Below are 23,451 nucleotides of genomic sequence, written 5' to 3' on the forward strand. Positions count from 1 at the left end.
ACAGAAAGAGAAACAGGATGCATCAATTACAAAACGTTATCGAAACCGCCTTTGAACGCCGTGCCGACATTACGCCGACCTCCGTGGACAGCGTAACCCGTGAAGCCGTTAATCAGGTGATTGGCTTATTGGACAGCGGCGCTCTGCGCGTGGCGGAAAAAATCAATGGCGAGTGGGTGACGCACCAATGGTTGAAAAAAGCGGTGCTGCTCTCTTTCCGTATCAATGACAACCAACTGATGGAAGGCACGGAAACCCGCTACTACGACAAAGTACCGATGAAATTCGCCGGTTACGATGAAGCGCGCTTCCAACGCGAAGGTTTCCGTGTAGTGCCCCCTGCCAGCGTGCGTCAGGGCGCGTTTATCGCCCGCAACACGGTGCTGATGCCGTCTTATGTCAACATCGGTGCTTACGTTGATGAAGGCACCATGGTTGATACCTGGGCGACCGTCGGCTCTTGCGCACAGATCGGGAAAAACGTTCACCTGTCCGGCGGCGTCGGCATCGGTGGCGTACTGGAGCCGTTGCAGGCTAACCCGACCATCATCGAGGACAACTGCTTTATCGGTGCCCGCTCTGAAGTGGTAGAAGGCGTGATCGTGGAAGAAGGCGCCGTCATCTCCATGGGCGTGTTTATCGGCCAAAGCACTAAAATCTACGATCGCGAAACCGGTGAAGTGCATTACGGTCGCGTACCGGCAGGCTCGGTCGTCGTTTCCGGCAACCTGCCGTCGAAAGATGGCAGCTACAGCCTGTACTGTGCCGTGATCGTGAAAAAAGTGGATGCGAAAACCCGCGGTAAAGTGGGTATCAATGAGTTGCTTCGCACCATCGACTAAACTGAACAAGGCGGGTGTTACCCGCCTTTTCTTTATCACTCCCCAAAAGGTGGCGCCATGTATGACAATCTAAAAAGCCTGGGTATCTCCCATCCCGATGAAATTGATCGCTATAGCCTGCGCCAGGAGGCCAGCAACGACATCCTGAAAATCTATTTTCGTAAGGATAAAGGGGAGTTTTTCGCCAAAAGCGTAAAATTTAAATATCCGCGCCAGCGTAAAACCATCGTCGCGGATAACAGCGGACAAGGCTTTAAAGAGATCAATGAGATCAGCCCCAACCTGCGCTATGTCATTGATGAATTGGACCAGATTTGCCAACGCGATCAGGTTGAAGTCGATCTGAAACGCAAAATCCTCGACGATCTGCGTCATCTGGAAAGCGTGGTGGCGAATAAAATTAATGAGATCGAGTCCGATCTGGAGAAGCTGACCAAAGGGCGTTGATACGCTGCACGTCTCCACGTCTTTGATGGCTGCTAACAAACCCCATGCATTGACGTGGGGTTTTGTTTTTACTGTGACAGGTTTTTACGTCACTGACCTGGTGTCAGTGTACCCAATCTTCCAGCATCAACGCGGGCAGGCGTTCAAATTCCCGCACATTGTTGGTGACAAGAATCGCGCCCGTAGCCACGGCATGACCAGCAATCGCGGTATCATTTGGCCCGATGGGCGTTCCCGCTGTCGCCATCGCTGCCTTGATAGCAGTCGTCGCATCAACGGCAGCCTGGTCCCAAGGCACTACGGCATCAAGGCGAAGGCAAAACGCATCAACCAACGCAGTATGGCGCGGAGAGGCTTTTTTACCGATAGCGCCAAAACGCATTTCAGCATAAGTGATCGCCGACACCACAATACGGTGGCGGCGTAAAACAGCCTGTTCCAGACGACGAATAACCGCCTCAGGATGCTCTCGCATGATGAAAGAACAGATATTGGTGTCCAGCATGTACAGGTTGCTCATAGCTTAAAGCGGCCCTCATCGCAGACAACGTTCTCACGTTCTGTCAGGAAATCTGCATCCGCCTTTGCTTCTTGCAGAAAGGAGCCCCAACTGGGTTTGACCGGGCGCAAGATGAGCGTATCGCCCTCTCGCACGATCTCCAGTTCGGTGACGCCTTCAAAATCCATATCACGAGGCAGGCGGATAGCCCGGTTATTGCCATTTTTAAACACAGAAACGATACGCATGGTTATACCTCACTGGCCGTTCGGCCTTGATGCTTTCAACGCATATCCCAAGTATATGCAGATGCATAGCATATGTATAGCCCATGCGCGGTTATCAGCCTGCTTCAACCAACCCTGCCCACTGCTCTACCCACGGGCAGGAGAGCACTTCCGGTTCCGGGCATTCTGTCGCATCAATCTGGAGCAGATCTCCCACACGCTGAGCCCCCATCTCTTGCAACAAGGCGTCAAACTGCTGACCCGCGCCGCAAAAATGGGTATAGCTGCTGTCGCCCAGTGCAATGACGCCATAGCGCAACGCTGGCTGATGGCCACCCTTTTCACGTAGCGCAACAAACAACGGGGCGATGGAATCTGGCAGATCCCCTTGCCCGGTGGTGGACGTCACCACCAACACATACTGCTCGCGATACGCCAGCCAGGATGACAGGTCGGCATCTTCAAACACCTTGACCTGATGGCCGCGCTCGCTCAGCAGGTTCTCTGCTTCTTCTGCAACCAGCAATGCGTTTCCATAAACCGTGCCAACAAAAATACCAATTTGCGCCATGATGATGACTCCACGTGTAATGTATCGCTGCGTGCCCGATAACGCGCATCCGCGCTATTCGGCAGTACTGGAAAGGCCGTTATCCTGCCCCGAGTCAGACGGAAACTCAACCCTTTCAACATCAGGGAGACTGCCTTGCCAGCCAAATTGCGTCATTACCCGCATCCAGGCCATGTCCAACCCGGCACGTAATACCAAGGGTTCCCCCGTTACAGGATGGCACAGCGCCAGCCGACTGGCATGTAACATCAAGCGCCCACAACCGAAATGCGCAGCCATTGCGCGATTCTGACGCAAATCACCGTGTTTCGAGTCGCCCAAAATAGGATGCCGCAAATGCACCATATGACGGCGCAACTGATGTTTGCGTCCGGTCTGCGGCATCAACTCAACCAGGCTGTATCGAGCCGTAGGATAGCGCCCTACCGCCACCGGTTGCTCCACCTGCGCCAGAGAGCGGTAATCGGTGATGGCCGTCTGAGGTTCTTTATCGCGCTGTGCGAGCTTGTCAGCCACTTTGTCCAACTCTTCAGTCAGCGCGTAGTCAATAGTGTCACTGCCGGAGAGGTAACCACGCACCACCGCATGGTAGGTTTTCTGAATCTGATGCTGCTCGAACTGTTGCGAAAGCAGGCGCGCAATGTCACTGGAAAGCCCCAGCAGCAGCACACCTGAGGTTGGCCTATCCAGCCGATGGACGGTGAAAACATGCTGACCAATCTGATCGCGTAGCGTCTGCATGATCACCACTTTTTCTTTGCGATCCAGCCAACTGCGGTGAACCAACCATCCTGCGGGTTTATTAATGGCGATCAAGTGCTCATCCTGATACAGAATTTCAAGCATCCCGATCTCCCTGCGCAGCGGCAGGCACAAACAGCGCATCCAACGCACGCAGTTGCTCCAACAGCGGCGCGGTGTCGTTGATGTCACCCGTCAGGGCTTCTTCAAAATAGGGGGTAATCGCGAGCGCCTCGGGCAAGGGAACGCCGCCATCCAGCATCGCATGCAATCGCGGCAACAATACCCATTGCAACCACTGTTCGGCGCTCATGGTGTCAATGCAAAAAGGTTCTGTGCTGGTAAACGCACTGGCCTGCGGCGGGGTGGATTGCCAAAACACACTGTCGCGTAACGTGCGTTCAATTTCCCATAAGGCGTGTCGAATCTGGTCTTGGTGCGTCATGCTTTCCTCTCACCGGCTGCGTGGACGGCAAAGCATACCATTGAAGCAAGAGGAGCCCAACAGGCACGGGGCTGCGGTGGCGGTGGCGGTGGCGGTGGCGGCAGAATAAGAGACGGTGTCTGCATAGCGTTAACGGATACTGTGCGACAAAAAAGTTGGGGGCACTGATATTCAGTGCCCCCGGTTCGTTTTATAGCTTTCCCGCTACACCACTGCGTCCCTGCTCATCCGTGAAAACTTTTCCTTGGCGGTTATCCTAACCAGCTCTCCGTGCAAGCGTCCAACTTTCGTCCTGACCGTTCTTCCTGCATCTTCCGTGAAGATATTCCTTTCAGGCTCCTGCCCCACCGCCACTCCGTAACGGCTCTCAATCTCCTTCCTGGAGGTGTCCTTGGTTTCATCCTGAAGCCGCTATCCTTCTTCACCACATTTAGCGATAAAGTGATACATCCTGTAACCGGTTACTAAGATGTATTAAATGGCGACGAACAGCAAGACCCTGATCGGTTTTTTTCTTATATTTACGCTGAAACCCTGAATGCAAAGAAAAATATAATACATTAATTTAAAAGGATAAAAATTTAAAAAAAGCGCGTAAAATGGGTAAAACACAGAGATATCTCACAACAAATGTAAGATATCTCTTACACGCATATCCGCCAGATAGCGCGGACAAAAATCATCTTACTCTCGGTTGCAGCTGTTGCAGGAACACAAACAAAGAGGGGGCCAGCACCCGATGTTCACGTGTACCAAAGGTTTCAAGCCACACTTCACCGCTGACATTGGATAACGAGATCAGGGCCATTTCTGATTCCGTCGTGGCTAAAAACAGCGTCGGCGGCAGTTTAAGTCGCTTTTGCGTCAGCAAATGTCCGATCAGATTTTCCTGCATACGCACAAAATCATCCTCGCTCCACGATTGCAGTAGCAGACAATCGATATCGGCAAAGTGCGCTTCCATATCCCCGGCATACTGCGTGGTAAAAAAGGCTTCAGCGTCAGGATGCAAGGCAATATTCAGCGCACGCGACACGCCGTCAAGCGCTGCCCCCTCGGCCACTGGCTGAGGCGTCCAAAATACCCGCTCGCCGTCATTTTCCACCGCGCAGGGTGAAGCAACACCAAACAACGCCTCACTGGCGGGCAAATGGTCATAGGCTTGCCGCCAGGCCGCCATGTAGCGCTGGGTAAACCCTTGGAGCGCTTGCTGCACATTGTCATCCATACTTTTTCTCTTCACTGGGCGAGTCGGTTACACTACTGCATATCGTTTTTACTTTGCAAAGGCATGTTATGTCCACTTTTGACAAACAGGATGCGCTCAGTGCGTTACCGTTAGGAAAGCCTACAGCTTACCACGACAGCTACGATGCGGGCTTATTACAAGCGGTGCCTCGCAGTTTAAACCGCGACCCGTTGGGCATCGATGCCGCGCATTTGCCGTTTCACGGTGAAGATATCTGGACATTATACGAGCTCTCCTGGCTGGCGCCCAACGGGGTGCCCCAGGTTGCCGTAGGCGAAATGCATTTGCAGGCTGATAGCCCGAACCTGATCGAATCCAAAAGCTTCAAGCTCTACCTGAACAGCTTCAATCAGACGGTATTTGAAAATTGGCAACGGGTACAAGAGACGTTAACGCGCGATCTGGCCGCCTGTGCGCAGGGTAAGGTTAGCGTTACGCTGTTCTCACTGGATACCTTTCAGGGACAGACGCTGGGCCAGTTCCAGGGGGAATGCATTGACGGACTGGATATTCAGATCGCGGATTATGCGTTTAATGCCGACCATCTCGCCCGCGCCTGTCACGCGCAGAGCCCCGTTGTTGAAGAAACATTGGTGAGCCATGTGCTTAAATCCAACTGCCTGATCACTCACCAGCCGGATTGGGGCTCGGTCCAAATTCACTACCGGGGCAAACGTATCGACAGAGAAGCCCTGCTGCGCTACATCGTCTCCTTTCGCCACCACAACGAGTTCCATGAGCAGTGCGTGGAGCGCATTTTCAACGACCTGATGCGTTTTTGCCAGCCAGAAGCACTGACCGTTTACGCGCGCTATACGCGCCGTGGCGGGCTGGACATCAACCCCTGGCGCAGCAACACCGACTTTATTGCAAACACCGGGCGCTTACCCCGGCAATAGTGCGGGATACGATACAATATCGCCATTCAGAAACGTCATTATTGGAAAAACTGATACCATCAGGTTAAGGTGGAGTAATACATAAAATCAGTGTTATGCGTCTTGCCACCGCAGCGGCGACAAGGGGTAGCCTGGAAATTTTGTTGTTATACACTGCGTTCTCAAGGAGTAAAATTGATTACACATATCAGCCCGTTAGGGTCTATGGATTTGTTATCGCAGTTGGAAGTGGACATGTTGAAAAGCACGGCCAGCAGCGATCTTTACCGTTTATTCCGCAACTGTTCGCTTGCCGTGCTGAACTCCGGCAGCCAAACCGATAACAGCAAAGAGCTGCTATCCCGCTACGAAGATTTCGATATCAACGTGTTACGCCGTGAGCGCGGCGTGAAACTGGAACTGGTCAACCCTCCGGAAGACGCGTTCGTCGATGGCAATATCATCCGTTCATTACAGGCCAACCTGTTCGCCGTTCTGCGCGATATTCTGTTTGTTAGCGGACAAATCACCTCGGCAGGCCGCTATCAGAACCTGAATCTGGAAAACAGCGCCCACATCACCAACCTGGTGTTCTCCATCATGCGTAATGCGCGCGCGCTGCACGTTGGTGAAGAACCAAACATGGTGGTGTGCTGGGGCGGCCACTCCATCAATGAAACCGAATATCTCTATGGGCGAAAAGTCGGCAGCCAGTTGGGATTGCGTGAGCTAAACATCTGCACCGGCTGCGGTCCCGGCGCAATGGAAGCGCCGATGAAAGGTGCCGCCGTCGGCCATGCGCAGCAGCGCTATAAAGAAGGCCGCTTTATTGGCATGACGGAACCGTCCATCATCGCCGCCGAGCCGCCCAACCCGCTGGTGAATGAACTTATCATCATGCCCGATATCGAAAAACGCCTCGAAGCCTTCGTGCGTATTGGTCACGGCATCATTATTTTCCCCGGCGGCGTGGGTACAGCGGAAGAATTCCTCTACCTGCTGAGTATCATGATGAACCCGGAAAACAGCGAACAGGTGCTGCCGATCATCCTGACTGGGCCAGAAGAAAGTGCCGATTATTTCCACGTTCTGGATGAATTTATCATCACCACCCTGGGCCGTCAGGCGCGCCGTTACTACTCCATCATCATCAATGATGCGGCAGAAGTGGCGCGGCAGATGAAGAAAGCAATGCCGCAGGTGAAAGATCATCGCCGCCATACCGGTGATGCATACAGCTTCAACTGGTCATTGCGTATCGCACCCGATCTGCAATTGCCGTTTGAGCCCACTCACGAGAATATGGCAAACCTCAACCTGCACCCCAATCAAGCACCGGAAGCGCTGGCCTCTGCGCTGCGCAAAGCGTTTTCCGGCATTGTGGCGGGCAACGTCAAAGAGGTTGGCATTCAGGCGATTGAAGAGCACGGCCCGTACAAGATCCACGGCGATGCGCAACTGATGCAAAGCATGGATAAGTTGCTGCAAGGGTTCGTTGCGCAGCAAAGGATGAAGCTGCCGGGCAGCGCCTACATCCCTTGCTATGAGATCTGCTCCTGATGCCATGCTGGCGGGAAAACCGGATTTTCCCGCCACCTTCACCACGCTTCACGCCGGGACCGCCTGATGCCTGTACATTTGCTGATTATCGATGCATTAAACCTGATTCGTCGTATCCATGCCGTGCAGGGATCGCCCTGTGTGACAGCCTGTCAGCACGCCGTTACCCAACTGCTACAGCATAGCCAGCCGACGCACGCCGTCGCGGTGTTTGATGATGAACAGCGCGCCGACAGTTGGCGGCACCAGTTACTGCCGGACTACAAAGCGGGCCGCCCGCCCATGCCAGAGAATCTGGCGCTGGAACTGTCGCACATACGGCAAGCGCTGGAAACGATGGGCATTGTCTGCTGGCATACGCCAGGCAATGAAGCCGATGATTTGGCGGCAACGCTCGCCACCAAAGTCGCCCAGGCTGGCCATCAGGCGACAATTGTCTCGACCGACAAGGGCTACTGCCAACTGCTGGCGCCAACTATCCAGATTCGCGATTATTTTCAAAAGCGCTGGCTGGATGTGCCTTTTATCGCCCAGGAGTTTGGCGTTTCACCACAGCAACTGCCTGATTTCTGGGGGCTGGCAGGCATCAGCAGCAGCAAAATACCCGGTGTAGTGGGCATTGGCCCCAAAAGCGCCAGTCAACTGCTTGCCCAAGCGGGAACGTTGGAGCAGATTTATCAGCAGTTGGATGCCGTACCGGAAAAATGGCGGCACAAGCTGGAATCACAGCGTGAGATGGCCTTTGCGAGTCGTCAGGTGGCAACGTTACGCACGGATTTGGCACTGGAAGGGAATTTACAGCAGTTACGGCTGACAGCGGGGAAATAAACACGCCATTCTTCTCGAACGACGCATGAGGTTGGTGACAAACCTACTAGAACAGTCATTCCCGCCACCCTCCGTCATTCCCGCGAATGCGGGAATCTCTGGCCGGTAAAACACGTTTCTTCTGGCAGAGATCCCCGGCTTTCGCCGAGGATGACGAATATAAAAATTAACGCTCGTCGCGCCGTCCCGGCACCGCGCCCCATATGCGCCGCGCGTGTACCGTCACTTCCTCGCGATCGTGATACAACTGGCGAGCACGGATCTCAAAATTAATGCCATTCTCACTCAAGCGCTCGCTCAGCAACGCCAGATTTTGCGTCACTTCCTCATAGCGTTTTTTCATCGGCAGCTTAAGGTTGAATATCACTTCCCGGCACCAGCCCTTCACCAGCCAGTCGGCCATCAGGTTGGCCACCCGCGCCGGCTTCTCCACCATATCGCACACCAACCAAGTCACGTTATTACGCGGCGGCTCAAAGCGGAAACCATCGACGGCGTGGTGTGTTACCTGCCCGGTATCCATCAGACTTTGCGCCATAGTGCCGTTATCCACGGCGTGCACCATCATGCTGCGCTTCACCAGTTGATAAGTCCAACCGCCGGGGCACGCCCCCAAATCCACCGCGTACATGCCGCTTGCCAAACGCTCATCCCACTCATCTGCCGGAATGAAGACGTGAAACGCCTCTTCCAGTTTCAACGTAGAACGGCTTGGGGCATCGGAAGGGAATTTCAGGCGCGGGATACCCATGTAAAACGGCGAGTGGTTATTACTGTAGGAATAGCCCACATAGCAATGCCCCGGAGCAATAAACAGCACATGGACAACCGGGCGATGGGCCTTTTCATACGGCAGCAGAATGCCGTTTTCTTTCAGGGCGGCGCGCAAAGGCACGGTGAACTTGCGGCAAAATTTCAGCAGTTCTTTGCTTTCATTGGTGTCCGGCACTTCAACGCGCAGTTCCCCTGCCCGTTCAATCGCCCCGGTCAGCATGCCGACGATCGGGGTAATGCGATCTTCCGGCGGCAAATCGCGCAACAGCTCACCGCACACGAACCATTGCCGGGCAAAAACCAGCGTATCAAACGGCAATGTTTTGATTAAGCGATCGGCATCTTCATGCTGATAGCATTCATACATCACATAGCCACAATTTTCTTTAACCCTGGCAAAACCAAAAACCTCGTGGGCGGTGGCTTTTTCCGTTATCTCTGCCGCACACTCTTTTTCGAAACCGGGGCGGCAATATAAAATTACCTTATTCATGACTTTTCGCCTTTCTCGTCTGGCGCAGCACGCCAACCAACATCAATACCCATCCGGTCAGGAAGAACAGACCGCCAACCGGCGTGACAAACGCCCAAAACCGCAGGTGCGACAGCGCCAGACAATAAAGGCTGCCGCTAAACAGCACGGTGCCAAGCGCCAACGCAATGCTGCTCCAATAAAACCACACATTACGACGCTGGCGCATCAATACCGACAGCGCCAGAATCGCCAGCGTATGAAACGCCTGATATTCAAGCCCGGTTTTTAGCCAGGCCATTTCGGCAGCGCCCAGCGATTTGCTGAGCACATGTGCACCAAAGGCGCCCAATGCCACAAACACAAACCCGCTGATCGCGGAAAACATCAGCATAAAACGACTGTTCATCGTATTTTCCACAGTAAATCGAATCAAATACCACCCGAACGCCACATCTCAACGCGCGGCGTTGTCATAGCGGAAACGAAACTTCTCTTGCTCGCTCGCCGCACGCGCCAAAATCCAGTGGCGAAAGGCGGCTATTTTACCCAGTTCAGACTGACTGTCATGACAAACCAGATAAAAAGCATTTTTGCTGACCAAAACGTCGTTAAACGGACACACTAACCGACCCGCTTCAATCTCAGTCTGGGCCATCACGTTATTGGCCAAAGCGACCCCCTGCCCGTGGATCGCCGCCTGCAACACCATCGCGCTGTGGCTGAATATCGGCCCTTGCTGTACGTTAATCTGCACGCCAAGCTGCCGGGTGTAGGCCAACCAGTCACGCCGAGACGCGTCGTGCAACAAGGTGTGCCCTACCAGATCCTGCGGGGTTTTAAGCGGATGTTTACCCGTTAGCAAGACAGGAGAACAGACGGGCAATAGATATTCGGTATAGAGCTTTTCAACGCGCAATCCATGCCAGTTGCCACGCCCGTAAAAAATCGCCACGTCCACATCGTCTGACAGGCGATCTTCCTGGCGATCCACTGCCTGAATTCGCACATCAATCCCCGGAAACTCCGCATTGAAGCTCGATAACCGCGGCACCAGCCAATGGATAGCAAAGCTGGGCAACAAACTGACTGTCAATGCCCCTTTGGCGCTGCGTGATTGTAACTTGCGCGTCGCTTCATTGAGTGAAGAGAAGATCTCTTTTATATCAAGATAGTAGCTTTGCCCCTCTTCCGTCAGCAGCAACGAGCGATTGCGGCGACGAAACAGCTTGAGCCCCAAAAAATCTTCTAATGACTTGATTTGATGACTGACGGCAGCCTGTGTGACAAACAGTTCTTCCGCCGCTTTGGTGAAACTGAGATGGCGGGCGGCGGAATCAAATACACGCAACGCATTGAGCGGAGGGAGTCGCTTTGACATAGGGTAATGTTCTTCTTTTTCCTAAGAGGTGCACGGAGGCAGCACCGTTCCAGCCATTAGTTTTTTTTATCCGAGACATTATAATTTGTCCGTTGAGGATGCACCAGCAAATACCTATATTAGCGCCACTTCCTTGAGCCGGAACGAAAGGTGCGGCAGGCGTTTCCTGAAGTGCTTTTGGCTTGTGGTTGTGATGTTGTGTTTGCTATTTATTGTCTGCTTTTCAGACATGGTAGCCAAGGCTACCTTTCACTTCCTGTACATTTACCCTGTCTGTCCATAGTGATTTTTATGTGGCACCGCTTTTTAGCGGTGCTTTTTTTTTTGCCTGACAGGCGACTCATCGACGACGCGCCGTGCGCCAGAAATGACAATTCCCGCGCTGACATTTCAGACTAGCCCTACCCGGTAGGTAAGCAGCGAAATGGCAGTGCGGGAATCTAGACACAGGTTACACCAGAGGAAAACTACTTGGCTTCCACCATTTCCCTCAGGTTATCGCGGTTGATCTGCTGCTCGTGACCGTAGGCATCGATATAGCGGATCATCCCGGTATCCTCATCCACTTTCGGTTTCCCTTCAGCGACAATGGTGCGCCCGTCGTTGGTATGCAGCACATAATTACTCGAACAGGCAGTTAAAGAGAGCGCGGCCATCGCAATGGCAATAATTGCTATTTTATTCTTCATAGTGTACTCCAAGTAAATTTTTAAGTTACTTATCTCGCCACTACCGAACGATAGTTCCGTTTATTGACACTGTTAAGCCTAGCAAAATCATTTCAATATGCGTTTAGGGATCGTCCTAAAACTTGTTTCCCCGTGAAAAATGCGACAGGATCGTCTGCCAGAAGAGGAACACCATGACAGCATTCAATCCCGCAACCTTTCGTAATGACTTCCCTGCACTCGCGCAATCCGGCGTTTATCTGGACAGCGCGGCAACGGCGCTTAAGCCGCAGCCGGTCATTGATGCTATCTCGCAGTATTACACCGCCGAGACCGGCAATGTGCACCGCAGCCAACATGCCCACGCGCAGCAGGTGACAGCGCGGTTCGAGCAGGTTCGATGCGCAGTAGCCACACTACTCAACGCCGACGATCCACGTTGTGTCGTGTGGACGCGCGGAACGACAGAGGCCATCAATCTGGTGGCGCAGAGCTATGCGCGTCCACGTTTGCAGCCGGGTGATGAGATCATCGTCAGTGAAGCGGAGCACCACGCCAACCTGATTCCCTGGCTGATGGTGGCGCAGCAAACCGGTGCCCACGTCGTCAAACTGCCGATTGGCGCGGATGCACAGCCCAATCTGGAGGCATTAGCCGACCTGATGACCTCACGCACACGGCTGTTGGCACTGGGCCAGATGTCTAATGTGACAGGGGGTCAACCCGATCTGGCGCGAGCCATCGCGCTGGCGCATCAGGTCGGTGCCGTGGTGATGATCGACGGCGCGCAAGGCATTGTGCACAGCGCACCGGATGTACAGGCGCTGGATATCGATTTTTACGCGTTCTCCGGCCATAAGCTTTTTGGCCCGACCGGTATTGGCGTGCTGTACGGCAAGGCCGACCTGCTGGAATCTATGCCGCCCTGGCACGGCGGGGGGAAAATGATGAGCGCGGTCTCTTTTGATGGATTTACACCGCAGGCCATTCCTCAACGCTTTGAAGCAGGCACACCGGCTATCGCTGAAGTGCTCGGATTAGGGGCGGCGCTGACATGGATGCAAGGCTATGACTGGCGCGCAGCGGAGCGATATAGCCAAGGGTTGGCCCAGTTGGCTGAACAGCAGTTGGCGCGTTTCCCCGGTTTTCGCTCACTGCGCAGTCCCAACGCGACCATCCTGTCGTTTACCCTGACCGACGTGCACCCGAACGATCTGGCAACGCTTCTTGCAGAGCAGCAAATTGCCATTCGCGCCGGGCACCATTGCGCTCAACCGTTATTCACGGCACTGGGCTTTGATGGTGCAGTACGCGCCTCTTTCGCGCCTTATAATAACGAGCACGATGTCACCGCGCTGGTGACGGCCGTTGGCAATGCGTTGGATTTACTGCTGGATTGATAGCAAAAAAATGGGACTGGCTTACACCATGACAGAACACTCCATGACTGAGCACACCGCTCACCCTTTTGGCAGCGCCATCACGGCAGAGACCTTACAGCACACCTTCGATGCCTGCCGCTCGTGGGAAGAGCGTTATCGGCAACTGATCCTGCTGGCTAAACAGCTTCCTGCCCTGCCGGACACGTTGAAAAATGACACCATCGCCCTGTCCGGCTGTGAAAACCGCGTCTGGTTAGGCTATGAGAAACAGCAGGATGGTCGATTGCACTTTTACGGCGACAGCGACGGGCGTATCGTGCGCGGTTTGCTTGCCGTTCTGCTCACGTCGGTAGAGGGCAAACAGGCTGCCGATGTGCTCGGGCAAGATCCGTTGTCCCTGTTTGATCAACTTGGCCTGCGCGCGCAGCTCAGCGCCTCACGCGCCAGCGGGTTGTCCGCGCTGGCACAGCGGATTCAGGCCATAGCCGCGCAGGCGACAAGGGATCCCAGCTAGGCCACACCTATGTCATCCTCGGCGTAAGCCGGGGATCTCTGCCAGGAAGAAGGCGTTTAGCCTGTGGGAGATTCCCGCCTGCGCGGGAATGACGAGGGGTATACAGGAATGATGGATTAAGGTATCACGGGCCAAGCACTACTCAGGAAGCAACCTGCTGCGCCTCGCGCGCCGCCTTCGCCATCATTTTCTTTAGCGCGTGGGATACCGCTACAAAACCAAAGGTCGCGGTCACCATGGTGGCAGCCCCGAAACCGGAGGCGCAATCCATACGTTTCACCCCTTCCGCGGTACTGCGCGACGCGCACACCGAGCCATCGGCCTGCGGGTACATCAGCGGCTCATCGGAAAACACACAATCGATGCCTAACCGACCTTTGCTGTTCTTGACCACGTTGAAATCATGTTTGAGACGCTCACGCAGCTTGGCCGCCAGCGGGTCTTGAATGGTTTTGGCAAGATCCACCACGCTGATGCGTGTCGGATCGATTTGCCCACCCGCTCCACCGGTCGTCACCACCGGAATTTTATAACGCCGACAGTAGGCCAGCAGCGCCGCTTTCGGACGCACGCTGTCAATCGCATCAATCACATAGCTAAAGCCACGGTTGAGATACTCCGCCACGTTATCCACCGTGACGAAATCATCCACGCAGGTGACCTGACATTCAGGATTGATGGCACGGATACGCTCCGCCATCACTTCCGTTTTCGCCTGCCCGGTATGTTCGCGCAGCGCGTGAATCTGCCGGTTGGTGTTGCTGACACAGACGTCATCCATATCAATCAGCGTAATCGCACCAATGCCGGTGCGCGCCAGTGCCTCTGCGGCCCAGGAGCCCACGCCGCCAATGCCGATAACGCACACGTGCGCCTGTGCAAACAGCGCCAGCGCCTGCTGACCGTATAACCGCGCTGTGCCGCCGAAGCGTTGCAGATAGGCTTCGGATAACGTACCACTCATGACCACCAACCCTTGACTCTGATAATCGCTAAAAAAAACAGGCCCGATCATAAAGCGATCGAGCCTGTTGCGCTACTGATGAAATGAAAATCAGGCTGCCGCCACGTCCACCAGGCAGCTCATGGCATTCGGCCCCTGCGTCAGCGGTGAGGTGCCAATATCCAGCGTCAGCACGTTGGCATTGCCGGACTGTTCCACCGCATGCCACTCTTTCTGACCGAAACCCGGTTCGAACCAGGCACCGGTAGACATGATCACCACGCCGGGTGCCACCCCTTCGGTCACGCGGACCCCGGCATAAATGCGACCGCGCGCGTTAAACACTTCCACCTGCTGCTCATCCACAATGCCGCGCACGTTTGCATCCTGCGGGTGCATATAAAGCGTCTCTTTCCCTGCGGTTTTGTTCGCCGCCACCTGCGGCGTCGCGGCCAGTTGGCTGTGCAAACGATCGGATGGCTGGATAGAGATAAAATGCAGCGGCCAGCGCTCTGCGGTTTCGGCCCCGAGCCACTCTACCGGCGGACGCCATTCCGGATGCGGGGCGAAATCCTCATAGCCGTAACGGGCGATAGTATCGCTGTACAGTTCAATCTTGCCGCTCGGCGTTTGCAGCGGATGCTGTTCGGGGCTATCGCGGAACGCGTCAAAGAACACAAACGGCTTCTCACCTTGTGGCACATCCAGATGCCCGCGCTGCCAAAACTCGCCGAACTCAGGCCATTCCACGCCCTGCTGACGCCCACGGCACTCCTCATACAGTGCTTCCAGCCATGCCTGCTCATCACGCCCTTGGGTAAAGGCATCGCCATAACCCAGTCGTTCCGCCAGTTCGCTGAAAATATCATAGTCATTACGCGCCTGATGCTGCGGCGCAATCGCCTGATGCATGGCGAACAAATGACGATCGCGCGACGATCCGCCCAGATCGTTACGTTCAAGCGTGGTGGTCACGGGCAGCACGATGTCGGCCATCTGCGCGGCGGGCGTCCACACAATATCCTGTACGATAACCGTCTCAGGCTTGCGCCAGCCTTCAACCAGACGGTTAAGCTGCTGATGATGGTGAAACGGATTGCCACCGGCCCAGTGAATCAGATGGATCTCGGGGTAGCGATGGGTTTCACCCTTAAAGGTATAGGGCTGACCGGGATGCAGCAGCATATCGGCAATACGCGCCACCGGAATGGCTCGCCCTGGGTTCTTCACCGAGGGAGATTCTGGTGCGGGGCTTGCGATACGCTCATTGCCGACGCCATTCATGGAGCCGTGGCCGAAGGAGAAACCGCCGCCCGGCAGGCCAATCTGGCCCAGCATGGCCGACAGCGCGATCATCATCCAATACGGCTGCTCTCCACGATGGGCACGCTGCACCGAATAGGCACAGGTGATGAAACTGCGCACGCCAATCAGTTGCTGCGCCAGACGACGAATGCGCTCGGCGGGAATGCCGGTGATGGCGCTGGCCCACTCCGGCGTCTTCGGCACACCATCGCGTTCACCGGTCAGATAGTGACGTAACGCCTCATAGCCCACGCAATAACGCCGGAGAAAATCGGTGTCATCCGCGCCCTGCCGCTGAATTTCATAACCGAGCGCCAGCATCAACGCCACATCGGTATTTGGACGAATCGGGATCCACTCGGCACCGAGAAAGGCCGGACAGTCGTCGCGCATCGGGCTGATGTTGATAACCGGAATTTTTTTCTCAGCCAACTGACGCAACGCCGGTTCCAGACTGTGATACCCCGCCCCGCCGGAAGCCACCTGCGCGTTTTTCAGCGCCAATCCGCCAAACGCGAGAAAAATATTGCAGTGTTCTAACACGCTACGCCACTCTGTCACCTTCCCGGTTAACGGCTGAAAGGTGCCGATGACGTAGGGCAAAAAGAATTGCGCCGCGCCCCAGCTGTAGTTGCCCTGTTGATCAACGGCACCGCCGCCGGAAAAATAGAAACGTCGCACCTGCGAACGCGCATGGTGAAAGCGCCCCGCAGAGGACCAGCCGTAGGATCCGGCGAACAGGCCATCTGCGCCGTAGCGATCGCGTACGCGCCGGTTCTCCTGCGCCACCAGATCGAGCGCAACATCCCAGTCCACCTCAACGAAATCCTCTTTGCCGCGCAGCGCACCGTCGCTGTTTTCACGCTTTTGTAACCAGGAACGGCGCACGGCCGGGCGACGAATGCGCTTGTCCGAATAGACCAACGGCACGATAGAATCAAGCATCGCAGAGGGGGCCGGATCGCTGGCAAACGGCTCGCAGCGGATCAGTTTTCCGTCCTCCACGACGGCGGTAAAAGCGCCCCAATGCGCCAGATGTGGATAACGCTTAATAGCCATTCGCAACCTCAATACTTTCTCGTGTCACGCTGGATAGCGCAACAACGCAGCCCTGGTAAGAAACAACGCCAAATACGGCGTTAAAAAAATCGTAAAAACATTGTCGCAACAAACAATGCCACAGTTATAAAAGAAATACCCCAGATACATCAAGTACGCGGGTTATGCGGAATATAGCTTTGCTTATGCAGATTTAAACGTTTGTTTAAAACGCACGTTAGGATAGGGTTTAGCCTCAATAAGCACAGTCAGAAAGTTTGCCTCAGCAACGGGCTGTGATTGATTCGCACCATGCGAAAATAATAAATAATCACTTGTTTTAGTTAGTTTTTATTAAATAGCAAACACCAAAGCCAGGAATTCACAATGACTCACGCACAGACAATCCCTTTATTGATGACCCGATGTTAGTTTCCTGACAGTTATTTCACGATCACCGTGATTACCGCACTTTTCCTCTGAATAGCGCGTCGAATGCTTACGCTGTCAGGCTGGTATATCAGCGGAAAAAACGCTCACATAAAACCGCATAATCGACAGGGATAATATCCCTGAAAAATACGGATAAATACCATGAAACATAAAGCGATATTATCTGCGCTGATAATGGCAACCTCATTATTCAGTCTGCCGGGGTTAGCCGATACGGCAACGCCGCAACCGGGTGTTACCCCACAACGCGGCGGAACGCTCAATTTCCTGGCGGAGCCGGAACCCCCCGTGCTGACCAGCCTGGTCAGCACCAGCGGTGCGGTGATGAAGGTTAACGCCAAAGTGATCGAAGGGTTGCTGGATTACGATTTCAACATGAACCCGGTGCCGCAACTGGCGACCAGTTGGTCTGTCAGTCCGGATGGCAAAGAGTATACCTTCCATTTGCGTCACGGCGTAAAATGGCACGATGGCAAAGACTTCACCTCTGCGGACGTCGCCTTCTCCATTCTCACCGTGAAACAGTATAACTCCCGGGGTAAAGGCACGTTTGCTAACGTCACCGAGGTGAAAACGCCCGATCCTTATACCGCTATCATCGAGCTGTCGCAGCCCGCGCCCTATTTGTTGAGCGCGTTTTCTGCCAACGAAGCGCCTATCGTTCCCAAGCATCTCTATGAAGGCACCAATATTCTCTCCAACCCTTACAACACGGCACCGGTCGGTACTGGCCCGTTTGTGTTTAAAGAGTGGGTACGCGGCAGCCACATTCTGTATGAACGCAACCCGAACTACTGGGATAAGCCCAAGCCTTATATCGATCGTTTAGTGGTAAAAATCATTCCTGATGCCGCCACGCGCACCATTGCCTTGGAAACCGGCGCGTTGGATCTGGGCAGTGATACGCCCATCCCGATGAGTGAAATTGAGCGCATCAAGAAGAACCCGAAACTGGGTATCGAAACCCGTGGTTATGGCTACAGCCCGACGCAAACCCGTATCGAGTTCAACCTGGATAACCCTTATCTAAAAAACCTTAAGGTTCGTCAGGCGATCGCGCACAGCATCAATCTCGACGTGCTGAAAAAAGTGGTGTGGTATGGCTATGCCTCGAACTCCCCTACCGGGATCACGCCGGAATTGACGCAATTCCACGACAGCACGCCGTCACCGTACAATTTCGATATCGCCAAAGCCAACAAACTGCTGGATGAAGCGGGCTTCCCGCGTCAAGCCAACGGTATCCGTTTCCAACTGGTGCACGATTTTATGCCTTACGGTGACAGCTTTAAACGCGTCGCTGAATACCTGAAATCCGCACTGGCCAAAGTGGGTATTGACGTCACCATCCGTTCTCAGGATTTCGCCACCTTTGTTAAACGCGTCTATACCGACCGCGACTTTGACTTCAACAACGGCTCCATTTCCAACCTGTTCGATCCGGCTGTTGGCGTGCAGCGCCTCTACTGGTCGAAAACCTACTCACCGGGCGTTCCGTTTGGTAATGGCTCGCACTACAGCAACCCGGAAGTAGACCGTCTGCTGGAGCAAGCCGCCGTTGAGACCGACCAGGCGAAACGCGTGGAGCTGTACAAACAGTTCCAACACATCATCGCCACCGAGATCCCGGACCTGAACCTGTTGCAGATCAACCGACTGACTATCTACAACAAACACGTCCACGGCTTTATCAACGGTATTCAGGGTGTGAATGGCAGCCTGGCTGACGTTTGGATTGAACAGTAAGTAATACGACAGCCCCGCGACGGCGGGGCTGTGTTTTTTTGATAGAGGTAGGGCGATGAACAGATTGCAACGCACCCGACGTATTTTGCAACGCACGCTATTGCATGCGCTGCCCACGACGCTCGGCATCGTGATCGTGGTATTTTTTCTGCTGCAACTGGTACCGGGCGATGCCGCCGACGTGCTGGCTGCCGAAGCGGGCAGTGCCACCGCAGAAACCATGACAATGCTGCGCGCCCAGTTCGGGCTGGATCAGCCTATTCTTTCCCAACTTCTCAGCTACCTTGGCAATCTCAGCCACTTCAGCCTCGGCTTCTCACCGCGTTATAACGCACCGGTGATGGACCTGATCATGTCGCGTCTGCCCAGCACGCTGCTGTTGATGCTGCTGTCGCAGACCATCGCTATCGTGCTCGGGATCGCGCTGGGCGCGGTGATGGCGGTATGGGCCGGGAAATGGCCTGACCGTCTGCTGTCGCTGCTGGCGCTGCTGCTCTACTCCACGCCGGGGTTCTGGATCGGGCTGATGACGCTGATTCTGTTCTCGGTACAGCTTGATTGGCTGCCGAGCGGCGGCAACATCACCATCGGCGCCGATCTCACTGGCTGGGCCTACGTCGCGGATATGCTGCGTCACGCCATTTTGCCAGTGCTGGCGTTGAGCAGCTTTTTTATTGCGATATACGCCCGCTTAACCCGCGCGGCGATGCTGGAAATCGCCCAGCAGGATTTTGTCCGCACCGCCCATGCCAAAGGCCTTGCGCCGTGGTTTGTCACCGTGCGTCACATTCTGCGCTGCGCGTTACTGCCGATCACTACCGTCGCAGGTATGCACTTTGGCAACCTGCTTGGCGGCGCTGCCGTCGTAGAAACCGTATTCAGTTGGCCTGGCCTGGGTAGGCTGGCGCTGGAAGCTGTGATGGCACGTGATTTTAACGTGCTGCTGGGTGTACTGCTGCTGTCCGCCCTGCTGGTGATTGTGGCGAATATTCTGGTGGACTTACTTCAGTCCTGGTTGGATCCGCGCATCAAAGCGCACTGAGTCTGGTCGAAAATCACACCAGAATACAATGAAATAGGTAATTCCCGACATGAGTAACCTTGTTGATGAAAAAGGCCCTGTGCGCCGCACGTTCCGCCTGTCACCTGAAGTGAACGCCTTTTTGCGTAATCCTTCCGGCATGGCAGGTTTTCTGATGCTACTGGCGGTCTTGGTGATGGCGTTTCTCGCCCCGCTCATCTATCCGGGCGATCCCCTGGATATGGTGGCACAGCCGTTTTTGTGGCCCGGACAGGATCCCCAGTTCCCACTGGGAACCGATTCGCTGGGCCGTGACGTGGCCGCCGGTATTGTGCACGGTTCACAGGTTTCGTTGCAGATAGGCTTCAGCGCCGTGTTGGTCAGCCTTGCTATCGGCACCGTCGTCGGTGCATTAGCAGGCTATTTTGGCGGCACAATCGACGATGTTCTGGTGCATATCACCGAACTGTTCCAAACCTTTCCCACCTTCTTATTGGTGGTGGTGTTGGTCGCCATTGGTAATCCCTCGATTGGCCTGATATCCAGCGCGATCGGCATTGCCTCCTGGCCAACCATTGCCCGTCTGGTACGCGCTGAGTTTCGTTCGCTGCGCGCCAGCGATTTTGTGATGGCAGCCCGCAGTCAGGGTTTTTCGTCGCTGCGCATTATCTTTCAGGAAATGCTGCCAAACGCCCTGCCGTCCATCATCGTGACCACCTCGGTCATGGTGGCGTCGTCCATTCTGATTGAATCCGCGTTGGCATTTCTCGGTTTTGGCGATCCCAACCGGGTCAGTTGGGGCAGCATGATCGGTGCCGGACGCGAATCGCTGCGCACCGCCTGGTTCCTCACTGCATTGCCCGGCGGCGCGCTGGTGCTGACGGTGTTGTCACTCAATCTGGTCGGTGATGCGCTTAACGACGCGTTGAACCCCCGTTTGCGCAGGAGAGCATCATGACTTCGCTACTCACTATCAACGATCTGCGCGTCACCTTTCCCGGCCATGAGGCGGTGCGTGGTTTGAACCTGACCCTGAATGCCGGTGAAACGCTGGCACTGGTCGGTGAATCCGGTTGCGGAAAATCAGCCACCGCCCTGTCGCTGATGCGCCTGCTGCCTGACAGCGCGCGTTTGCAGGGGGAAATACTGTTTGACGGGCAAAACCTGCTGACGTTGTCCGATGCACAAATGCGCCAACGACGCGGCAATCAGCTCTCGATGATCTTTCAGGAGCCGATGACATCGCTAAACCCGGTGTTGAGCATCGGTCAGCAAATCGTGGAAACGCTGCATGTGCACCAGCAATTAACCCCAGCCGCTGCGCGCAAGCGGGCCATTGAATTACTCGATCTGGTGCGGATCCCCGAACCGGCGCGACGCGTTGATGATTACCCGCATAACCTCTCCGGCGGACAGCGCCAGCGCGTGATGATCGCCATGGCGGTTGCCTGCCAGCCGCGTTTACTGATTGCCGATGAACCCACCACGGCGCTCGATGTCACCATTCAGGCGCAGATTCTGGCACTGCTGGATCGATTGAGACGCGAATTGTCGATGGGGCTGCTGCTGATCACGCACGACCTCGGCTTGGTGTCACAGTGGGCGGATCGCGTGGCGGTAATGTATGCCGGGCAAAAGGTCGAAGAAGCGCCCACCGCGCAACTGTTTAGCGCACCGCAGCATCCTTACACGCGCGGACTGCTTGGCACCTCGCTGCATATGGATCAGGACATGCATTACCGGGATTCACGTCTGCCGGAAATTCATCATCAGCAGGACGCGCAAGGTTCCGCTTTCACACTGCTCACCCCGCCGCCGTTGGTTCACAGCCCGCGTCAGACCGATCAACAGCCGCTGCTGTCGCTGCGCGACGTCCACACCGAATACCAGACGGCACAAGGGACAGTCAGCGCGGTAAACGGCATATCGCTGGATATCCATCCGGGGGAAACCCTGGGGCTGGTCGGCGAATCCGGCTGCGGAAAATCGACCTTGTCAAAAACCATCCTGCGCCTGCTGCCCACCTCGCAGGGCAGCATCATTTTCGACGGTGAGGATATCACCCACCACAAAGCGTCACGCCTGGCGTCACTGCGCCAGCGTGTGCAGATGATATTTCAGGACCCCTACGCGTCGCTTAACCCGCGCCACAGCATTCAACACATTCTGGAAACGCCATTGGTGGTGCACGGCATGGGTTCGCGCGCCGAACGCCAACGCGCCGTGCGTGAAATCCTTGATAAAGTCGGGCTGCCGCAACGCAGTCTGGAACGCTACCCGCACGAATTTTCTGGCGGCCAGCGCCAACGCATCGGCATTGCCCGCGCGCTGGTGATCAGACCCTCGCTGGTCATTTGTGATGAGCCGGTCTCGGCGCTGGATGTGTCCATTCAGGCACAAATTCTTAACCTGCTGGTGGAACTAAAAAACGAGATGGGGCTGGCGCTGCTGTTTATCTCGCACGATTTGGCCGTGGTGCGCTATATCGCCGATAACGTGATGGTGATGCACAACGGCAACTGCGTGGAACAAGGCGACAGTTACCGCATCTGGCATCAGCCGCAACACCCGTATACCCGAAAACTGATCGATGCAGTACCGGGCGCGACGCCGCGTACTGCACAAGAACTCCCGTCGAGCACGTCCCCAACCGTCCACCTGACAGAGAGACAAACGGCATGAATTTGGGCATTCAAGGAAAAAAAGCATTGGTGTGGGGAGCCAGCCGTGGGCTGGGAAAAGCAGCCGCGCTGCAACTGACTCAGGAAGGGGTTGAAGTCACGCTACTGTCACGCACCCCTCAGGCCTTGCACGAAGCGCAAGAGAGCATTTTGCTGCAAACCGGCGTGCGTCCGAATGCTGTTGTGGCGGATATCACCACAGAAGCGGGCCGACAGGCGGCCATTGCTGCCTGCCCTACCCCCGACATTCTGATCAATAACGCCAGCGGCCCAACGCCGGGTGATTTTCGCGAATGGCAGAGACAAGATTGGCTCGATGCCCTCGACAGCATGATGCTCGGCCCGATTGCCATGATGCGCCTCACGGTTGACGGCATGGCAGAGCGCGGTTTTGGTCGCATCATCAATATCACCTCGCGCAGCGTCAAGATCCCGCAGTTGGAACTGGGCTTGTCCAACAGTGCACGTTCCGGCCTGACGGGTTTTGTCGCCGGATTGGCGCGCACGCAAGTGCACCGCAACGTGACGATCAACAATATCCTGCCGGGCATCTTCGATACCGAAGGCCAATGGCACCATATTCAGTCGCTGAGCGAACAGACCGGACGCGACTTTTCGGCAATCCACAAGGAACGAGCGGCGGCTAACCCGGCTCAGCGCTATGGGCAACCCGAAGAGTTTGGTGCCACCTGCGCATTTCTCTGCTCACAGCAAGCCGGGTTTATCACCGGACAAAACCTGTTGATTGATGGCGGCAGCTATCCCGGTACGTTTTAAGGAATCATC

The 23,451-nt window shown here is 55.2% G+C and carries 24 protein-coding genes; 12 read left to right on the plus strand and 12 right to left on the minus strand.

All coding sequences use genetic code 11. From position 1 onward, the window contains the following. The first annotated feature begins 17 nt into the window (after positions 1 to 17). Both dapD and J5067_RS09895 read left to right on the plus strand, forming a co-directional pair. A complete protein-coding gene (dapD, locus tag J5067_RS09890) occupies positions 18 to 842 on the plus strand; it encodes a 2,3,4,5-tetrahydropyridine-2,6-dicarboxylate N-succinyltransferase (RefSeq protein ID WP_222158397.1) in 825 nt (274 codons plus the stop codon). 57 nt (positions 843 to 899) lie between these two features. Continuing rightward, a complete protein-coding gene (locus tag J5067_RS09895) occupies positions 900 to 1,289 on the plus strand; it encodes a DUF3461 family protein (protein WP_196905956.1) in 390 nt (129 codons plus the stop codon). A 103-nt stretch (positions 1,290 to 1,392) separates the two neighbouring features. On the opposite strand, the gene J5067_RS09900 is transcribed toward J5067_RS09895, so the two are convergent. The 6 genes from J5067_RS09900 to syd all read right to left on the minus strand — a co-directional run bounded on the left by J5067_RS09900 (position 1,393) and on the right by syd (position 5,000). Continuing rightward, positions 1,393 to 1,809 carry a type II toxin-antitoxin system VapC family toxin gene (locus J5067_RS09900; protein ID WP_264628353.1) on the minus strand — a complete coding sequence of 139 codons (417 nt, stop codon included), beginning with the start codon at positions 1,807 to 1,809 and terminating at the stop codon, positions 1,393 to 1,395. Then, positions 1,806 to 2,036, minus strand: a complete 231-nt coding sequence (gene vapB, locus J5067_RS09905; protein ID WP_264628354.1) for a type II toxin-antitoxin system VapB family antitoxin — start codon at positions 2,034 to 2,036, stop codon at positions 1,806 to 1,808. The genes J5067_RS09900 and vapB overlap by 4 nt, the downstream gene beginning before the upstream one ends. 94 nt (positions 2,037 to 2,130) lie before the next feature. Beyond that, a complete protein-coding gene (locus tag J5067_RS09910) occupies positions 2,131 to 2,586 on the minus strand; it encodes a flavodoxin (protein WP_264651014.1) in 456 nt (151 codons plus the stop codon). 54 nt (positions 2,587 to 2,640) lie between these two features. After that, the gene (gene truC / locus J5067_RS09915) at positions 2,641 to 3,432 is read right to left on the minus strand and encodes a tRNA pseudouridine(65) synthase TruC (RefSeq protein WP_264651015.1); all 792 of its coding nucleotides are present in this window, start codon (positions 3,430 to 3,432) and stop codon (positions 2,641 to 2,643) included. Beyond that, positions 3,425 to 3,772, minus strand: coding sequence for a YqcC family protein (locus J5067_RS09920; RefSeq protein WP_264651016.1), 348 nt, complete (start codon positions 3,770 to 3,772; stop codon positions 3,425 to 3,427). The genes truC and J5067_RS09920 overlap by 8 nt, the downstream gene beginning before the upstream one ends. 679 nt (positions 3,773 to 4,451) lie before the next feature. Next, positions 4,452 to 5,000 (minus strand): SecY-interacting protein, encoded by a 549-nt coding sequence (gene syd / locus J5067_RS09925; RefSeq protein WP_264651017.1) that lies wholly within the window; start codon positions 4,998 to 5,000, stop codon positions 4,452 to 4,454. A gap of 68 nt (positions 5,001 to 5,068) precedes the next feature. Here syd and queF point away from each other — a divergent pair, with 68 nt between their 5' ends. From queF to xni, 3 genes are all read left to right on the plus strand, one after another. Then, the gene (gene queF / locus J5067_RS09930) at positions 5,069 to 5,920 is read left to right on the plus strand and encodes an NADPH-dependent 7-cyano-7-deazaguanine reductase QueF (protein ID WP_264644803.1); all 852 of its coding nucleotides are present in this window, start codon (positions 5,069 to 5,071) and stop codon (positions 5,918 to 5,920) included. Positions 5,921 to 6,094: 174 nt separating this feature from the next. After that, entirely contained in the window at positions 6,095 to 7,459 is a 1,365-nt protein-coding gene (ppnN, locus tag J5067_RS09935; RefSeq protein ID WP_264651018.1) for a nucleotide 5'-monophosphate nucleosidase PpnN, read from the plus strand. 66 nt (positions 7,460 to 7,525) lie between these two features. Beyond that, positions 7,526 to 8,287 (plus strand): flap endonuclease Xni, encoded by a 762-nt coding sequence (gene xni, locus J5067_RS09940; protein ID WP_264651019.1) that lies wholly within the window; start codon positions 7,526 to 7,528, stop codon positions 8,285 to 8,287. 166 nt (positions 8,288 to 8,453) lie between these two features. On the opposite strand, the gene rlmM is transcribed toward xni, so the two are convergent. The 4 genes from rlmM to J5067_RS09960 form a co-directional block, all read right to left on the minus strand. Beyond that, on the minus strand, positions 8,454 to 9,554 hold the full coding sequence (rlmM, locus tag J5067_RS09945) for a 23S rRNA (cytidine(2498)-2'-O)-methyltransferase RlmM (protein WP_264644800.1): 1,101 nt from the start codon (positions 9,552 to 9,554) through the stop codon (positions 8,454 to 8,456). Beyond that, on the minus strand, positions 9,547 to 9,942 hold the full coding sequence (locus J5067_RS09950) for a DUF423 domain-containing protein (protein WP_264644799.1): 396 nt from the start codon (positions 9,940 to 9,942) through the stop codon (positions 9,547 to 9,549). Before J5067_RS09950 ends, rlmM begins: the two co-directional genes overlap by 8 nt. Positions 9,943 to 9,990: 48 nt before the next feature. Further along, positions 9,991 to 10,914, minus strand: coding sequence for a transcriptional regulator GcvA (locus J5067_RS09955; RefSeq protein WP_264651020.1), 924 nt, complete (start codon positions 10,912 to 10,914; stop codon positions 9,991 to 9,993). Positions 10,915 to 11,381: 467 nt separating this feature from the next. Next, entirely contained in the window at positions 11,382 to 11,603 is a 222-nt protein-coding gene (locus J5067_RS09960; RefSeq protein WP_222158408.1) for a YgdI/YgdR family lipoprotein, read from the minus strand. Positions 11,604 to 11,776: 173 nt separating this feature from the next. On the opposite strand from J5067_RS09960, the gene csdA reads away from it, so the two are divergent. Together csdA and csdE are read left to right on the plus strand one after the other, a co-directional pair. Beyond that, positions 11,777 to 12,982 carry a cysteine desulfurase CsdA gene (gene csdA, locus J5067_RS09965; protein ID WP_264651021.1) on the plus strand — a complete coding sequence of 402 codons (1,206 nt, stop codon included), beginning with the start codon at positions 11,777 to 11,779 and terminating at the stop codon, positions 12,980 to 12,982. Positions 12,983 to 13,025: 43 nt separating this feature from the next. After that, positions 13,026 to 13,478: a cysteine desulfurase sulfur acceptor subunit CsdE gene (gene csdE, locus J5067_RS09970; protein ID WP_264651106.1), complete on the plus strand. Its 453-nt coding sequence runs from the start codon at positions 13,026 to 13,028 to the stop codon at positions 13,476 to 13,478. 142 nt (positions 13,479 to 13,620) lie between these two features. Here csdE and tcdA read toward each other — a convergent pair whose 3' ends face one another. Together tcdA and J5067_RS09980 are read right to left on the minus strand one after the other, a co-directional pair. Further along, entirely contained in the window at positions 13,621 to 14,442 is an 822-nt protein-coding gene (gene tcdA, locus J5067_RS09975) for a tRNA cyclic N6-threonylcarbamoyladenosine(37) synthase TcdA (protein WP_264644796.1), read from the minus strand. A gap of 90 nt (positions 14,443 to 14,532) precedes the next feature. Next, positions 14,533 to 16,785 carry a molybdopterin-dependent oxidoreductase gene (locus tag J5067_RS09980; protein ID WP_264651022.1) on the minus strand — a complete coding sequence of 751 codons (2,253 nt, stop codon included), beginning with the start codon at positions 16,783 to 16,785 and terminating at the stop codon, positions 14,533 to 14,535. 573 nt (positions 16,786 to 17,358) lie between these two features. On the opposite strand from J5067_RS09980, the gene J5067_RS09985 reads away from it, so the two are divergent. From J5067_RS09985 to J5067_RS10005, 5 genes are read left to right on the plus strand one after another with little or no spacing between them, the layout of a single operon-like run. Continuing rightward, positions 17,359 to 18,963, plus strand: a complete 1,605-nt coding sequence (locus J5067_RS09985; protein ID WP_264651023.1) for an ABC transporter substrate-binding protein — start codon at positions 17,359 to 17,361, stop codon at positions 18,961 to 18,963. Between the two features lie 55 nt (positions 18,964 to 19,018). Further along, a complete protein-coding gene (locus J5067_RS09990; RefSeq protein ID WP_264644793.1) occupies positions 19,019 to 20,005 on the plus strand; it encodes an ABC transporter permease in 987 nt (328 codons plus the stop codon). 49 nt (positions 20,006 to 20,054) lie between these two features. Next, entirely contained in the window at positions 20,055 to 20,942 is an 888-nt protein-coding gene (locus J5067_RS09995; protein WP_264644792.1) for an ABC transporter permease, read from the plus strand. Beyond that, positions 20,939 to 22,666, plus strand: a complete 1,728-nt coding sequence (locus J5067_RS10000; RefSeq protein WP_264651024.1) for an ABC transporter ATP-binding protein — start codon at positions 20,939 to 20,941, stop codon at positions 22,664 to 22,666. The genes J5067_RS09995 and J5067_RS10000 overlap by 4 nt, the downstream gene beginning before the upstream one ends. Next, the gene (locus J5067_RS10005) at positions 22,663 to 23,442 is read left to right on the plus strand and encodes an SDR family oxidoreductase (RefSeq protein ID WP_264651025.1); all 780 of its coding nucleotides are present in this window, start codon (positions 22,663 to 22,665) and stop codon (positions 23,440 to 23,442) included. The genes J5067_RS10000 and J5067_RS10005 overlap by 4 nt, the downstream gene beginning before the upstream one ends. The last annotated feature ends 9 nt before the right edge of the window (positions 23,443 to 23,451 follow it).

Source organism: Candidatus Symbiopectobacterium sp. NZEC151, from assembly GCF_025962655.1.
In the GTDB taxonomy this organism is placed as follows: Bacteria; Pseudomonadota; Gammaproteobacteria; order Enterobacterales; family Enterobacteriaceae; genus Symbiopectobacterium.